The organism is Thetidibacter halocola, assembly GCF_018224955.1.
GTDB classification, from domain to species: domain Bacteria; phylum Pseudomonadota; class Alphaproteobacteria; order Rhodobacterales; family Rhodobacteraceae; genus Thetidibacter; species Thetidibacter halocola.
Genome location: NZ_JAGTUU010000001.1, coordinates 540,175 through 555,576, shown reverse-complemented (window position 1 = coordinate 555,576; position 15,402 = coordinate 540,175). Strand labels below are relative to the sequence as shown.

Genomic DNA, 15,402 nt, shown 5'->3' with positions numbered 1-15,402 from the left:
CGCCTTTCGCTACCTGCCCAGCTGTGCCGCGCGCATGTCGCGCGGCGTGTCGCCAAAGCGTGCCCGGAAGCTGCGGGTAAAGGCCGAGGCCGAGGCAAAGCCAGTCGCCTCGGCGATGTCGTTCACCGACAGGCCGGTGCCTGCCACCAGCGCGCGGGCATGGTCCAGGCGCAGGTCGGAATAGGCCTGGATCGGCGTGCGGCCAAGCGCCTTGTGACAACGCAGGCGCAGCTGCTTGGGGCTGAGGTCCAGCGCCTCGGCGACCTCCTCCAGCGGCAGCGGATCTTGCATGTGGGCGGCCATGATTGTGCGCATCCGTGACAGGATCGGGTCGCTGACCGAACCGCCGGTCAGGGGCAACACTGTGGTCCCGGCCTCCAGCGTCCGGGCCGTGGCGGCGGCAAGATCCCCGCCGACCGAGCGCGCGATCCAGGCCAGTATTGCCTCGGCCGTGGCCATCCCGCCCACCACCGTCAGCCGGCGCCTGTCCAGCGCAAAGCGCGCCTCGGCCCGGGCGATGCCCCCGGGCAGGGGCGCGGCGTCGGGGCAGGGGGGCAGCACGGCGCTGCGCCCCTCGAGCAGGCCCAGCCGCGCCAGGATCAGGCCGCCGCCCGCCAGCCCGCCAAGCGTGGCGCCGCCGCGATCTGCCCGGTGCAGTGCGGCGCGCAGCCCCATCGGAACGGTGAGCATGGTGCCTACAGGCGCGAACAGCAGGATGAGGTCCAGTCCTGGCGCCTCGGGCCAGTCGGTCGCGTCGGGTGTCAGTCCCAGGCCCTCTTGCGCCATGACCGGATTGCCATCGGGGCTGTGCAGCGCCAAGGACAGGATCGGACGGCCCGCGCAGCGATTGACGCAATCCAGCGTCTCGCGGGCCAGGGCGAAGGGCAGCAGCGGAAAGCCGGGAAAGAGGACGAAGCGGATCTGCATGACGTGTCGTCCTTTTCGGTCTGATTTGCGTCACTTGAGGCGAGATTGCCGATATGTTCGTCTTTTCATGCACGAAAAAGGTAAACCAAGCGTAAGGGTGAACGGCTGGCCGGTCGGCGGCAGGCGCCAACACGGCAAGGCGGTCTTTCACGCCTCAAACACGTCGTTTCTGGCAGTAACCGCCGTAATCAGGGCGTTTGTCGCATCATTTAGGGCCTTTTCTTTCCGGCAAATACGAACCTCGCCCCCTTCGCGGGGCTTTCCCTCGCACGGTCTTTGATGCATTGAATTGCAACGGCGAGCGCGCTAAGCCTCAGGCCACTAACAGGCAGGATGCAGACATGTCCGACGATTTCGAACTCGACACCGACGACCTCAAGCGCCGCATGGAAGGTGCGATGGCCTCGCTGCGCACTGAATTCGCCTCGCTGCGCACCGGACGCGCCTCGGCCTCGATGCTGGAACCGGTGATGGTCGAGGCCTATGGTCAGATGACCCCGATCAACCAGGTCGGCACGGTCAACGTGCCGGAACCCCGCATGGTCACGATCAACGTCTGGGACAAGGGTCTTGTCGGCAAGGTCGAAAAGGCCATCCGCGAATCCGGTCTGGGCATCAACCCGCAGCTCAACGGCACGATCATCATGCTGCCGATCCCCGAGCTGAACGAGGAACGCCGCCGCGAGCTGACCAAGGTTGCCGGTCAGTACGCCGAAAGCGCCCGCGTCTCCGTGCGTAACGTCCGCCGCGACGGCATGGACCAGATCAAGAAGGCCAAGAACGACGGCCATATGTCCGAAGACGATCAGAAACTCTGGGAATCCGAGGTTCAGGACCTGACCGACAAGTACATCAAGAAGATCGACACCGCGCTTGAGACCAAGCAGGAAGAGATCATGCAGGTCTGACTGACCCCGCTGGAGAAATGGAAAAGGCCGCACCGTCTTGGTGCGGCCTTTCTCGTTTTGGAAAGCTATGCTGGATCAGCCGAAATGCCCGGCGAATGCCCCGCGATACAACGCTGACAACTCGGCCAGCGGCGCCGCGGCCTTGCCGAACCGCACCATGTCCCCACCGAACCGGCCCACCGTCGAAACCGGCACGCCGGCGTGCGACGCCGCGACCATCAGCGCCTCGGCCTGGTCGAAATTGCACGCGACCAGGTAACGCCCCTGATCCTCGCCGAACAGCGCGGCTGTTTCGTCCGTGTCGATCTGCACACCCACGCCCGAGGCCTCGGCCATCTCGAAGGCGGCCAGTGCCAGTCCGCCGTCGGACAGGTCGGTGCAACTGCGCACCAGGTCGCGCTGCGCGAGGATGAAGTCGCCGTTGCGCCGCTCGGCCTCGAGGTCGACATGAGGCGCGTCGCCATCCTCGCGGTTGAACACCTCGGCCAGAAGGGCCGACTGGCCGAGGTGGCCCGCAGAGGCCCCCACGACCAGCGCCACATGCCCGTCGCGGGCAAAGCCCAGGATCGGCTCCTGATCCGCGCCGATCAGGCCCACGGCGCCGATGGTCGGCGTCGGCAGGATCGCCTGCCCGTCGGTCTCGTTGTAGAGCGAGACGTTGCCGGACACGATGGGCATGTCGAGCGCAAGGCAGGCCTCGCCGATGCCCTGCAGGGCGCCGACGAACTGGCCCATGATCTCAGGCTTTTCGGGGTTGCCGAAGTTGAGGTTGTCGGTGGTCGCCAGCGGTTTCGCCCCCACGGCCACGAGGTTGCGGAAGGCCTCGGCCACCGCCTGCCGCCCGCCCTGCACGGGGTTCGCCTTGACGTAGCGCGGCGTCACGTCCGAGGTGAAGGCCAGCTTCTTGTCGGTGCCATGCACCCGGATCACGCCCGCGCCGAAACCCGGGACGCGGACCGTGTCGGCCATGACCTGGCTGTCATACTGCTCGAACACCCAGTTGCGGGCGCAATAGTTCGGGCTGCCGATCAGGATTTTCAGCGCATCCACGGGATCGACATGGGGCACGTCCCCCAGCGGGGCGGGCTCTGCCGTCGCCACCCAGGGCCGGTCGTATTCCGGCGCCGAGGAGGACAGTTTCGACAGCGGCAGGTCGGCCTTGCACACGCCATTGTGCATGATCAGGAAACGGTCCTCGGGGATCGTTTCGCCGACGATGGCGAAATCCAGGTCCCACTTGTCGAAGACCGCCTTGGCCTCGGCCTCCTTGGCCGGATCCAGAACCATCAGCATCCGCTCCTGGGATTCCGACAACATCATCTCGTAGGCGGTCATGTTGCGTTCGCGCTGCGGCACCTTTTCAAGGTCCAGCCGGATGCCCAGCCCGCCCTTGTCGCCCATTTCCACCGCCGAACAGGTCAGTCCCGCCGCGCCCATGTCCTGGATCGAGATCACCGCGCCGGTCTGCATCAGTTCCATGCAGGCCTCCATCAAGCGCTTTTCGGTGAACGGGTCGCCGACCTGCACGGTGGGGCGCTTTTCCTCGATCGTCTCGTCGAACTCGGCGCTGGCCATGGTGGCGCCGCCGACGCCGTCGCGCCCGGTCTTGGCACCGAGATAGACGACGGGACGACCCACGCCCGAGGCGGCCGAGTAGAAGATCCCGTCGGCATCGGCGAGGCCCGCGGCAAAGGCGTTGACCAGGCAGTTGCCGTTATAGGCAGGGTGAAAGCGAACCTCGCCCCCCACGGTCGGCACGCCGAAGGCGTTGCCATAGCCGCCGATCCCCTCGACCACGCCATGCACCAACTGACGCGTCTTGGGGTGATCCTTGGTGCCGAAGGACAAGGCGTTCATCGCCGCGATGGGGCGCGCGCCCATGGTGAAGACGTCGCGCAGGATGCCGCCCACGCCGGTCGCAGCACCCTGGTAGGGCTCGATATACGAGGGGTGGTTGTGGCTTTCCATCTTGAAGACCACGGCCTGCCCGTCGCCGATATCCACGACGCCGGCATTCTCGCCCGGGCCGCAGATCACCTGCGGGCCGGTGGTCGGCAGTTTCTTGAGGTGGATCTTGGATGACTTGTAGGAACAATGCTCGTTCCACATGGCCGAGAAGATGCCGAGTTCGGTGAAGTTCGGCGCACGGTTCAGGATGCGCAGGATCTCGGCATATTCGTCGGGCTTGATGCCGTGCGCTGCGATCAGCTCTTCGGTGATGGCCGGTTCCTGCATGTCGTCCCCTCGGGTTCCTTTGGGCGCTGTTTATGCCAAGTGCGCGGGGGGGAAAAGGGCATCGCTTGCCTGCCGCGAGACCGGCGTGTTAGGCATACCACGGTGAACAAGAGAGCAGCATGGCCCAGGGTTCGACATTCGCCGTGATGATCCGTCAGGCGCGCATCGTCGCCGCCGAGTTGATTGCCGCGTTCTGGCCCGGGCAGAGCGGGCCGGAAGTGGCACAGCGCATCGAGCGCCTGCCGATGCGGGCGCAGGCCGGGGTGCTGACCGGCGTGCTGGGATTGCTGTTCCTGGTCAGCCTGTTTGCCGCGCAGTTCGGTCTTGTCGGGATGGCGCTGTTCCTTGCTGCGGTATTTCTGATCATCTCCTGACCGCCGTGCCCAACCTTTGGGCGGCTTGCAAAGTATGCTTTTGTATGCCATTGAATTCACTTAAAAATTTTTCCGCATGTTTGATCCATCTTTCGTGTTGCAGCGTAGACAGAACATCAACGCGAAAGGAGACGACATGGACTTCGGACTTGGAATTCTGACTTTCGGCACTTTGGGTTTCGTGGTGGCGTTTGCGTATATCAACAAACGCGCCGTCGAGAAGCACATGAAATCGGGCGCACCGAAATCGGCGCTGTCCGAGGATGGAATTCGCGAACGGCTGGCGGCGGCGCAGAACGCGACGCAGTGACTGGGCTGGACCCACACGGCAGGGCCGCCCTTACGAGGGCGGCCTTTTTTTTGGGGCTGCGCATCGACGGATCCGTGCAGGCGGCCAAGCATGCAAGCGGCCAAAAAAAGGCCGAGCACAAAGCTCGGCCGTAGTCCAACAGGGAGGTATGAAGATGCGTAGCTGCTAAGCGTTGCACCGTTCATGTGCCGAATATGGCAGCAGTCCCGAGTCGATCAAGGAAAACCGTGCCGCACGTGCAGCATTCCCGCTATGCGTGATATGCATACCACACGGTTCAGTTCGGATTTCGGTCCTATTCCGCGCCCATCGCCCGCAACGAACGGCGATGCGCGATGATCTCTTCCTGGACGAAATCGCGAAAGGCCGCGACGCGCTTGGACTGGCGCAGTTCTTCGGGGTAGGCAAGGAACACCGGCACCTCGATGGATTCCACTTCGGGCAGAACGCGCACGATATTGGGGAAATCCTCGATGATGTAGTCGGGCAGCACGCCGATCCCGAGATTCGAGATTACCCCCTGGAGCACGCCGAAATAGTTGTTCACCGTCAGCGTCGAGTGGATGTCAAAGGTCATCAGCTCCTGGATCAGCTGCATGCCGGCGCTGACCTGGGCCGAGCGCGTGTTCTGGCAGATCAACCTGTGGTCGCGCATCTCTTCCATGCTTTGCGGCGTGCCGCGCGATGCCAGGTATTCCGGCGAGGCATAGAGGCGCATGCGGATGCCCATCAGCCGCTTGCGGATCAGGTCGGCCTGGCTGGGCTCCTTCATGCGGATGGCGACGTCGGCTTCGCGCATGGGCAGGTCCAGCACACGCTCCTCCAGCATCAGGTCGATGTTGAGCTCGGGGTATTTCTCGTAGAGCTTGGTCAGCCGCGGCGCCAGCCACAGCGCGCCAAAGCCAAAGGTGGTGGTGACGCGCAATTGCCCGAACACCTCTTCCTCGCTGTCGCGGATGCGGGCTGTCGCGGCCTCGACGCGCTTGTGCATGGAATGCGTGGCATCGAACAGCAATTCGCCCTGTTCGGTCAGAATCAGTCCCCGCGCGTGGCGGTGGAACAGTGTGGTGTTGAGCGATTCCTCCAGCGACCGGATCTGCCGCGACACGGCCGATTGCGACAGGTGCAGGACATCGCCCGCATGGGTCAGGCTGCCGGCATCGGCCACCGCGTGAAAGATTCGTAGCTTGTCCCAATCCATGCCGATCACATCTTTCCTTCCACGCGTTGCTGGTTGTCATATTAAGAAATGTCGCCCGCGTCATTGCGCAAGCGCCATGGATCACGAAAATTTCCCTGTTCAGGTCAGCCTTCTTGACCTAAATTTGCTCTATAACAGGCATCAGCCCGCGTTGGGGAGGCGCAGATGAGCAAGACGCAGATTTCGCTGAACGACCGGTTCGACCTGTCCAAGGACCAGGTCCTGCTGAACGGAACGCAGGCGCTGGTCCGCCTGATGCTGACGCAAAAGGCCCGCGACCGGGCGGCGGGGTTGAACACCGCGGGTTATGTCACCGGCTATCGCGGCTCGCCGCTGGGTGCGGTCGACATGCAGATGAACCGCGCCGCGAAATTCCTGACCGAGGCGGACATCCTGTTCAAGGAAGGTCTGAACGAGGACCTGGCCGCCACCGCGCTCTGGGGCGCCCAGCAGGCCGAGTTGCGTGGCGAGGGCAAGTTCGATGGTGTTTTCGGCCTCTGGTACGGCAAGGGGCCGGGCGTCGACCGCACGGGCGACGTGTTCCGCCATGCCAACATGGCCGGAACCTCGAAGCACGGCGGCGTGCTGGTGGCGATGGGCGACGACCATACCGGCGAAAGCAGCACCGTGCTGCACCAGTCGGAATGGGCGCTGATGGACGCCTACCTGCCCATCGTCTCGCCCGCTGGCGTGCAGGAGATCCTCGATTACGGCATCTACGGCTACGCGTTGTCGCGCTTTTCCGGTCTCTGGGTCGGCCTCAAGACGATGAAGGACACGGTCGAGGCGACAGCGGTGGTGGATGGCCGGGTCGACCGGATGACCCTGGTCCTGCCACCCTTCGACATGCCCGAGGGTGGCCTCAACATCCGCCTGGTCGACACGCCCCACGCGCAAGAGGCGCGCATGATCGACTACAAGCGGTTTGCAGCCGAGGCGTTTTCCAACGCCAACAAGATGGACAAACGCGTCTGGGGCAAGCCGGGGGCCAAGATCGGTTTCGTCGCTGCGGGCAAGAACTGGCTCGACCTGGTGCACGCGCTGAGCCTGCTGAACATCGACGCCGCCGAGGCCGAGCGGCTGGGGATCACCACCTACAAGATCGGCCAGACCTTCCCGCTGGACATGAAGGGGTTCCACGACTGGGCCGAGGGGCTCGACCTGATCGTGGTGGTCGAGGAAAAGCGCAAGCTGATCGAGGTGCAGATCAAGGAGGCGCTGTTCGACGACAACCGCGTGCGCGTCTACGGCTGGTACAAGGGCGGCGCGGGCGGAATGCACCGCGAGGAACTTTTCCCCACCAAGGGCGCGCTCGACCCGGTCTGGATCGCGCGCAAGCTGGGAGACATCCTGATCGAGGAGGGGCGCGGCACCGAGAGCATCAAGGCCGGCCTGCAGGCGGTAGACGAGGCGGCGAAAGCCGACAACGCCGAAGAGATTGCCGCGCGTCTGCCCTATTTCTGCTCGGGTTGCCCGCATAACTCCTCGACCAAGGTGCCCGAGGGCAGCCGCGCCTACGCGGGCATCGGCTGTCACTACATGGTGCAGTGGATGGACCGCTCGACCCTGGGCTTTACCCATATGGGCGGCGAGGGCGCGAACTGGATCGGCGAGGCTCCGTTCTCAAAGCGCGGTCACGTTTTCCAGAACCTCGGCGACGGCACCTACAACCATTCCGGCGTGCAGGCGATCCGGGCGGCGCTGGCTGCCGGGACGACCATGACCTACAAGATCCTGTTCAACGACGCGGTCGCCATGACCGGCGGGCAGAAGAACGATGGTGGCCTGACGCCGCAGCGGATCGCCTCGGAACTGAAGGCGATGGGTGTCGCGCAGGTCTTTGTCGTCTACGACGAGAAGGAAGATGTCGATCTCAAGTCCTTCCCGCAAGGCATTGAAACCTTTGAGCGTGCGCAGCTTGCCGATGTGCAGGCCCGCTGCACGAGGATCGAGGGCGTCAGCGCCATCGTCTATGTCCAGACCTGTGCCGCCGAAAAGCGCCGCCGTCGCAAGCGGGGCCAGTTTCCCGATCCCGACAAGCGGGTCTTCATCAACACCGATGTCTGCGAGGGCTGCGGCGATTGCGGGGTTCAGTCGAACTGCGTGTCGATCGTGCCAGCGGAAACCGAACTGGGCCGCAAGCGGGCCATCGACCAGTCGAGCTGCAACAAGGATTTCTCTTGCATAAAGGGGTTTTGCCCGTCGTTCCTCACGATTGAGGGGGCGACTCTCAAGAAGCCCGCGACCGCCTCGCTGGAGCTGCCCGACATGGCCGAACCGACGCTTCCGGCGATCCGTGGAACGCATAACGTGGTCATCACCGGCGTCGGCGGCACCGGCGTCGTGACCATCGGGGCGGTGCTGGCACAGGCAGCGCAGATCGACGGCAAGGGCGCCGGCATGATGGAGATGGCGGGCCTCGCGCAGAAGGGCGGCGCGGTGCACATCCACCTGCGCATCGCCGAGAAACCCGACGACATCAGCGCCGTGCGGGTGGCAACCGGCGAGGCCGATGCGCTGATCGGTGGCGACCTGGTGGTCAGCGCGGGCGCCAAGACGCTGGGCCTGATGCGCACAGGCCGCACCGGCGGCATCGTCAACAGCCACGAGATCATCACCGGGGATTTCACCCGCAACACAGAATTCTCATTGCCAAGTGACCGGTTGCGCGTCTCTCTTCAGGCGCGTTTGCGGGATCGCGTGGCGTTCTTCGACGCCTCGGAACTGGCGCGCGTGACGCTGGGCGACTCGATCTTTTCCAACATGATGATCCTTGGCGCGGCCTGGCAGATGGGGCTGATCCCGCTGACGCGCGAGGCGATCCACGACGCGATCGACCTCAACGGCGCGGCGGTGGAAAGGAACCGGCGCGCCTTCGAGATCGGCCGCTGGGCCGTGCTGCATGCGGACGAGGCTGAGCGCCTGATCGCGCCCAACGTGACGGCGCTGCCGAAGTCGCTGGACGAAAGGATCGCCTTTCGTGCCGACCACCTGGTGAAATACCAGGGCAAGCGGTTGGCCAAGCGTTATCGCAAGTTGGTGGACGGCGTGACCGATCCGCACCTGCGCGAAGCCGTCGCAAAAGGCTATCACAAGCTGTTGGCCTACAAGGATGAATACGAGGTCGCCCGCTTGCACCTGGAAAGCCGTGACAAGGCGCGAGAGGCCTTTGACGGCGACTTCCGCATGTCCTTCCACCTGGCGCCGCCGCTGCTGTCGAAACCCGGGCCCGACGGCCGCCCGGCCAAGAAGCAATATGGCGAGGGCATGGTGAAATGGTTCCGCCTGCTGGCCCGGATGAAGCGGCTGCGCGGTACGCCTTTCGACATTTTCGGCCGGACCGAGGAACGCCGGATGGAACGCGCGCTGATCCGCCAGTACGAGACCGACATGGCCGAATGGCTGAAACAGGCGACGCCCGAACGCATGGACGCGCTTGTGGCGCTGGCCGAACTGCCCTTGCAGATTCGCGGTTTCGGCCCGGTCAAGCACGGCAACGCCGCCAAGGCCGAAAAGCGCCGCGAGGAATTGCTGGCGGTGTTGCGCGACGGCGGGCGGGCAATGGCGAAGGCGGCGGAATGACGTCGTCTCGCCAATCCGCAACCGATCCGTTACAGTTCCGTGCAAGACTGAGGCGGCGCCCGTAGCGACGCGATCCGGAGGAGGACTTGCCAGATGCCTGATCGGCGTCAGGTCGCCCGTGACATTTCCTATTCCTATTCCGCCGCGACCCGCGGCGGCCGAACCATGATCCGCCTGATGGAGAATGCTACCGGCCGGCTTGGCCTGATCAAGCGCGCCGAGGGTTATGATTCCGAGGTCGCGCAGGGGCGCGACTTCTGGCAGGTGATGGTGGAACGCTATGGTCTGGGACTCGAGGTCATCGCGGGCAGCCTCGACGACATCCCGCGCGAAGGGCCGCTGGTGGTCATCGCCAACCACCCTTACGGGATTCTCGACGGTCTGATGATGGGCCACATCCTGTCCGTGGTGCGGGGCGATTTCCGCATCCTCGCCAACCACGTCTTTCGCAAGGCCGAGGAACTGGACAAGATCGTGCTGCCGATCAGCTTCGAGGAAAGCAAGGAAGCGGTGCAGCAGAATCTCGAGACGCGGAAAGAGGCGCTGCGCTACCTCGGGCAGGGCGGCTGCATCGGAATCTTTCCCGGCGGCACCGTCGCGACCGCCGCGCGGCCCTTTTCGCGGCCGCTGGACCCGGGCTGGCGCACTTTTACCGCCAAGATGATCGCGAAATCCGGCGCCACTGTCGTGCCGATCTATTTCGACGGCCATACCTCGCGCCTGTTCCAGCTGGCCAGCCATCTGCACATGACGCTGCGCATGGGCCTGCTGATCCAGGAGTTCCGCAAGCGCGTGGACACGCCGGTGCGCGTCGCCATCGGCCAGCCGATCCCCCGGTCCGAGATCGACTCGCGCGCCAAGGATCCAAGAAGCCTGATGGATTTCCTGCGCAAGGCGACGTATGACCTGTCGCCAATCCCGCTTCGATCCGAGGAATTCGGATTCGAGTTCGAGGCGAAACATCTCAGGCGTGAGGCCCGTCAATCGCACCGGCCTTACTGACGGCGGAGGCATGCATGGCGGTGGGCGTGTTCGATTCGGGGCTGGGCGGCCTCACGGTGCTGGACGCGCTGACGCGCCGGCTGCCGGACGTGCCCTTTGTCTATTTCGCCGACAGCAAGCACGCGCCCTACGGCGTACGCGATGCCGACGACATCTACAACCTGACCTGCGCCGCGGTCGAGCGGCTGTGGGCGGAAGGCTGTGACCTGGTCATCCTCGCCTGCAACACCGCCTCGGCGGCGGCGCTGCGCCGCATGCAGGAAAGCTGGGTGCCCAAGGACAAGCGCGTGCTGGGCGTCTTCGTTCCGCTGATCGAGGCGCTGACAGAACGCCGCTGGGGCGACAACTCTCCCCCGCGCGAGGTCGCGGTGAAGCATGTTGCGCTGTTCGCCACGCCGGCCACGGTGCGCAGCCGCGCTTTCCAGCGCGAGTTGGCCTTTCGCGCCATCGGCGTCGATGTCGAGGCGCAGGCCTGCGGCGGGCTGGTCGACGCGATCGAGGAAGGTGACATGATCCTCGCCGAGGCGCTGGTGCGCAGCCACGTGGATGCGCTGAAGCGAAAGATGCCGGAACCCGAGGCCGCGATCCTGGGCTGCACCCATTACCCGCTGATGCAGGACGCGTTCCAGGAGGCGCTCGGCCCCGGTGTCACCGTCTATTCGCAGGCCAACCTCGTGGCAGAGTCTCTGGCCGACTATCTCAAGCGGCATCCCGGCATGCTGGGCAAGGGCACCGAGGGCGGATTCCTCACCACTGGCAACCCGGTGAAGGTGTCGCAGAACGCCACGCAGTTCCTGCGCCGCAAGATCACCTTCAGCGCCGCCTGATCCGACTGTTTCAAAGGAAGGCACGACATGACCCATTCCATCGCCATCATCGGCGCGTCCGGCTATACCGGGGCCGAGTTGATCCGCATCATCGCCACCCATCCCAGCTTTGAAATCAAGGCGCTGGCCGCCAATTCCAAGGCCGGGCAGAGCATTGCGCAGGTCTTTCCGCACCTGCGCCACCTCGACCTGCCCAAGATGGTTACCTGGGAAGAGATCGACTTTTCCGGCATCGACCTGTGTTTCTGCGCCCTGCCGCACAAGACCAGCCAGGAGGTCATTGCCCAGCTGCCCAAGTCGCTGAAGATCGTGGATCTCTCCGCCGATTTCCGCCTGCGCGACCCGGCGGCCTATCAGAAGTGGTACGGCAATCCCCATGCCGCGCTAGAGATGCAGGCAGAGGCCGTCTATGGCCTGACCGAATTCTACCGCGACGTCATCCGCGGCGCGCGGCTGGTCGCCGGCACGGGATGCAACGCGGCAACCGGGCAATACATCCTGCGCCCGCTGATCTCTGCGGGCGTCATCGACCTAGACGAGATCATCCTCGACCTGCAATGCGGCGTGTCCGGCGCGGGTCGCTCGCTCAAGGAGAACCTGCTGCATGCCGAGTTGTCCGAGGGCACGAATGCCTATTCGGTCGGCGGCGTGCATCGGCACCTGGGCGAATTCGACCAGGAGTTCAGCGCGCTGGCTGGCCGCGAGGTAAAGATCCAGTTCACCCCGCATCTCGGCCCGTTCAACCGCGGCATCCTGGCCACGGCCTATGTCCGGGGAGAGGCCGACGCGGTGCTGTCGACGCTTCAGGCCGCCTACGCGGACGAACCCTTCATCCACGTCCTGCCCAAGGGCCAGACGCCCAGCACGCATGATGTGCGCGGCTCGAACTTCTGCCATATCGGCGTGGTGGCCGACCGCTTGCCGGGGCGGACGATCGTGGTGGCGGCGCTCGACAACCTGTTCAAGGGCTCGTCGGGGCAGGCGGTGCAGAACGCCAACCTGATGCTGGGCGAGGACGAGGCGGCGGGCTTGATGCTGGCGCCCTGCTTTCCCTGACCTGCGACATGGTGCGCCGGGGCTAAACAACGGTCCCGGCAACCCCTATATTTCGCGAAGATTGCGGGAGGAAACACATGGCGCTGAAATCGCTCAAGAAACAGCGGCGCATACAGGTCGTCGCACTCGCCACCGTGGCGCTGGTCGTCTCGACCGTGCTGATCGGCTACGCGATGCGCGACGGTATCAACTTCTTTCGCTCCCCCAGCCAGGTGGTGGCCGAGCCGCCAGCCGCCAACGAGACCTTCCGCATCGGTGGGCTGGTCGAGGAAGGCAGCCTGATCCGCGGGCAGGGCGAGCAGATCCGTTTCAACGTCACCGATGGCGGCGCGACCGTTCCGGTCGTCTATGGCGGCGTGCTGCCTGATCTGTTCGGAGAGAATCAGGGCATGGTGGGCACCGGGCGCTACGTGAACGGCGTGTTCGAGGCGTCCGAGATCCTCGCCAAGCATGACGAGACCTACATGCCCAAGGAAGTGGTCGACGCGCTCAAGGAACAGGGCGTCTACAAGGAACCGGGCAGCTGAGGCAGGGGCCCCGGCACAAGGCCGGGGCGCGCGTCACCGCGTGGCTCAGCGTCCGCGCCAGATCCACCCGCCGCCGTAGATCCGCGTGCCTTCGGGATCGTAGAATACGCAGGCCTGTCCCGGGCTGACGCCCTCTTCCGGCGTCAGCAGGTCAACCTCGGCCTCGGTCGCCGAGGTCGGTCGGATCACCGCCTCGCGGGGTGGGCGGGTCGAGCGGACCTTGACCGAAAGATTCCATTCCTTGCGGCTGGTGAACGGTTCGTCGCCCAGCCAGTTGATCTCGCGCACCGGGATGGTGCGGGTCGAGAGCATCTCCTTGGGCCCGACCACGACGCGCTTGGCATCCACGTCGAGCTTGACCACGTAAAGCGGTTCCGTCAGCCCGCCGATGCCCAGGCCGCGGCGCTGGCCGATCGTGTAGTGGATCACGCCGCGATGCGTGCCCAGCACACGGCCGTCCGCGTGCACGATCTCGCCCGGCTCGGCCGCGCCGGGGCGCAGTTTCTCGATCACCGCCGCGTAATTGCCGTCGGGGACGAAACAGATGTCCTGGCTGTCGGGCTTGTCCGCCACCGCCAGCCCGTATTTCGCCGCCAGGGCACGCGTCGCGTCCTTGGACGGCAGGTGGCCCAGCGGAAAGCGCAGGAAATCCAGCTGCTCGGGCGTGGTCGAGAACAGGAAATAGCTCTGGTCGCGATTCGAATCGGCGGCACTGTGCAATTCCGGCCCGGCCGCGCCCGTCTTGCGCTGGATGTAATGACCCGTCGCCATGCAATCGGCATTCAGGTCGCGCGCGGTTTCAAGCAGGTCCTTGAACTTGACCCGCTCGTTGCAGCGAATGCAGGGAACCGGGGTCGCGCCGCCCAGATAGCTGTCGGCGAATTCCTCGATGACCGATTCGCGAAAGATGTTCTCGTAATCGAGGACGTAATGGGGAAAGCCCATCTCTGCGGCAACACGCCGCGCATCATGGATGTCGATGCCCGCGCAACAGGCACCTTTCTTGGCCAGGGCTGCGCCGTGATCGTAGAGTTGCAGCGTGACGCCGACCACGTCATAGCCCTCGTCTTTCAGCATGGCAGCCACGACAGAACTGTCCACGCCGCCGGACATGGCGACGACGACCCGCGTTTCGGACGGCGGCTTGGGCAGGCCAAGCGAGTTCGGCTTTGGCGCATCGAGGGGCATGGGCAACTCCGTGGAATGGGCTGAAATATAGGAAAATCCCGCCTATCCACAAGGGCCGGTTTTATCGGCTGTTAAGTCCGTTCCGGTTTTATGCACCCGTCAAGACGACGAGGCATGCGATGTATCTCAAGAAAGTGGACGGTCCGAGGGCGGTGCAATTGCCCGACGGAACCTACCTGACGCGCGCTGATCTGCCGCCGGCCGACACCAGGCGCTGGGTCGCCTCGCGCAAGGCCGCGGTGGTGAAGGCGGTGCAGAACGGGCTGCTGACGGTGCCGCAGGCCATGGAACGCTATGCGCTCAGCGAAGAGGAAATGGGTGAATGGCTGCGCGCGGCCGAGACCTTTGGCGAGGATGCGTTGAAAGCGACGCGCATTCAGAAATATCGTCAACCATAGGTAGATCGCCGGAGGATTTATACGTATGGTAAGGGTGCGTTAACTATTATCCGTCAGGGTCCGAACAAGCCTGAAGGTTATTGGAGAAAGCCAAATGCGCATCCTGCTCGTGGAAGATGATCCCACCACGGCGAAAAGCATCGAACTGATGCTCAGCCACGCCAACCTGAACGTCTATTCGACGGATCTTGGCGAGGAGGGGATCGATCTGGCCAAGCTGTATGACTACGATCTGATCCTGCTGGACCTGAACCTGCCCGACGTCAACGGGTACGAGGTGCTGCGCCAGCTGCGGGTGTCCCGGATCGACACGCCGATCCTCATCCTTTCGGGCGAGGATGACACGCAGAACAAGATCAAGGGGTTCGGCTTCGGCGCCGACGACTACCTGACCAAGCCTTTCCACCGGGACGAGTTGATCGCGCGAATCCACGCCATCATCCGCCGGTCCAAGGGGCATTCGCAGTCGATCATCCGTACCGGCAAGGTGGCGGTGAACCTGGATGCCAAGACGGTCGAGGTCAGCGGCAAGGCCGTACACCTGACCGGCAAGGAATACCAGATGCTGGAGCTTCTCAGCCTGCGCAAGGGCACCACTCTGACCAAGGAGATGTTCCTCAACCATCTCTACGGCGGCATGGACGAGCCGGAGCTGAAGATCATCGACGTCTTCATCTGCAAGCTCCGCAAGAAACTGTCCGAGGCGACCGGCGACGAGAACTACATCGAGACGGTCTGGGGCCGCGGCTATGTCCTGCGCGATCCCGAGCCCGCGCTCGAGCAGGGCGGCGGCAAGATCGCAGCGAACGGCTGAGGCTGGACCTGCGCGGGGCTCCGCCCTATCACTCTGCGAAACCGAAACGCAGG

Annotated in this window: 14 protein-coding genes; 10 read left to right on the top strand and 4 right to left on the bottom strand. The window is 64.4% G+C overall.

Going from position 1 to position 15,402, the window contains the following annotated elements:
• Window positions 1-9 precede the first annotated feature (9 nt).
• Window positions 10-927, bottom strand: coding sequence for a GlxA family transcriptional regulator (locus KB874_RS02475; protein ID WP_212534951.1), 918 nt, complete (start codon window positions 925-927; stop codon window positions 10-12).
• Window positions 928-1,268: 341 nt separating this feature from the next.
• Between KB874_RS02475 and frr the strand changes: the two genes are divergently transcribed.
• Window positions 1,269-1,835, top strand: a complete 567-nt coding sequence (gene frr / locus KB874_RS02470; protein WP_212534950.1) for a ribosome recycling factor — start codon at window positions 1,269-1,271, stop codon at window positions 1,833-1,835.
• A 75-nt stretch (window positions 1,836-1,910) separates the two neighbouring features.
• Here the strand turns inward: frr and purL are convergent, their stop codons facing one another.
• Window positions 1,911-4,070 carry a phosphoribosylformylglycinamidine synthase subunit PurL gene (purL, locus tag KB874_RS02465; protein WP_212534949.1) on the bottom strand — a complete coding sequence of 720 codons (2,160 nt, stop codon included), beginning with the start codon at window positions 4,068-4,070 and terminating at the stop codon, window positions 1,911-1,913.
• 119 nt (window positions 4,071-4,189) lie between these two features.
• On the opposite strand from purL, the gene KB874_RS02460 reads away from it, so the two are divergent.
• Both KB874_RS02460 and KB874_RS02455 read left to right on the top strand, forming a co-directional pair.
• Window positions 4,190-4,444 carry a hypothetical protein gene (locus tag KB874_RS02460; protein ID WP_212534948.1) on the top strand — a complete coding sequence of 85 codons (255 nt, stop codon included), beginning with the start codon at window positions 4,190-4,192 and terminating at the stop codon, window positions 4,442-4,444.
• A gap of 136 nt (window positions 4,445-4,580) precedes the next feature.
• Window positions 4,581-4,754 carry a hypothetical protein gene (locus KB874_RS02455; RefSeq protein ID WP_212535333.1) on the top strand — a complete coding sequence of 58 codons (174 nt, stop codon included), beginning with the start codon at window positions 4,581-4,583 and terminating at the stop codon, window positions 4,752-4,754.
• A gap of 295 nt (window positions 4,755-5,049) precedes the next feature.
• On the opposite strand, the gene KB874_RS02450 is transcribed toward KB874_RS02455, so the two are convergent.
• The gene (locus KB874_RS02450; RefSeq protein WP_212534947.1) at window positions 5,050-5,955 is read right to left on the bottom strand and encodes a LysR family transcriptional regulator; all 906 of its coding nucleotides are present in this window, start codon (window positions 5,953-5,955) and stop codon (window positions 5,050-5,052) included.
• A gap of 165 nt (window positions 5,956-6,120) precedes the next feature.
• Between KB874_RS02450 and KB874_RS02445 the strand changes: the two genes are divergently transcribed.
• The 5 genes from KB874_RS02445 to ccmE all read left to right on the top strand — a co-directional run bounded on the left by KB874_RS02445 (window position 6,121) and on the right by ccmE (window position 12,949).
• The gene (locus KB874_RS02445; protein WP_212534946.1) at window positions 6,121-9,537 is read left to right on the top strand and encodes an indolepyruvate ferredoxin oxidoreductase family protein; all 3,417 of its coding nucleotides are present in this window, start codon (window positions 6,121-6,123) and stop codon (window positions 9,535-9,537) included.
• Between the two features lie 93 nt (window positions 9,538-9,630).
• The gene (locus KB874_RS02440) at window positions 9,631-10,539 is read left to right on the top strand and encodes a lysophospholipid acyltransferase family protein (RefSeq protein WP_212534945.1); all 909 of its coding nucleotides are present in this window, start codon (window positions 9,631-9,633) and stop codon (window positions 10,537-10,539) included.
• A 14-nt stretch (window positions 10,540-10,553) separates the two neighbouring features.
• Window positions 10,554-11,366, top strand: a complete 813-nt coding sequence (gene murI / locus KB874_RS02435) for a glutamate racemase (protein WP_212534944.1) — start codon at window positions 10,554-10,556, stop codon at window positions 11,364-11,366.
• Between the two features lie 27 nt (window positions 11,367-11,393).
• Window positions 11,394-12,422: an N-acetyl-gamma-glutamyl-phosphate reductase gene (argC, locus tag KB874_RS02430; protein WP_212534943.1), complete on the top strand. Its 1,029-nt coding sequence runs from the start codon at window positions 11,394-11,396 to the stop codon at window positions 12,420-12,422.
• A gap of 77 nt (window positions 12,423-12,499) precedes the next feature.
• Window positions 12,500-12,949, top strand: coding sequence for a cytochrome c maturation protein CcmE (gene ccmE, locus KB874_RS02425; protein ID WP_212534942.1), 450 nt, complete (start codon window positions 12,500-12,502; stop codon window positions 12,947-12,949).
• Between the two features lie 45 nt (window positions 12,950-12,994).
• Here ccmE and mnmA read toward each other — a convergent pair whose 3' ends face one another.
• On the bottom strand, window positions 12,995-14,137 hold the full coding sequence (gene mnmA / locus KB874_RS02420) for a tRNA 2-thiouridine(34) synthase MnmA (protein WP_212534941.1): 1,143 nt from the start codon (window positions 14,135-14,137) through the stop codon (window positions 12,995-12,997).
• Between the two features lie 119 nt (window positions 14,138-14,256).
• On the opposite strand from mnmA, the gene sciP reads away from it, so the two are divergent.
• Window positions 14,257-14,535 carry a CtrA inhibitor SciP gene (gene sciP, locus KB874_RS02415; protein ID WP_212534940.1) on the top strand — a complete coding sequence of 93 codons (279 nt, stop codon included), beginning with the start codon at window positions 14,257-14,259 and terminating at the stop codon, window positions 14,533-14,535.
• Between the two features lie 94 nt (window positions 14,536-14,629).
• Entirely contained in the window at window positions 14,630-15,349 is a 720-nt protein-coding gene (gene ctrA / locus KB874_RS02410) for a response regulator transcription factor CtrA (RefSeq protein ID WP_212534939.1), read from the top strand.
• Window positions 15,350-15,402 lie beyond the last annotated feature (53 nt).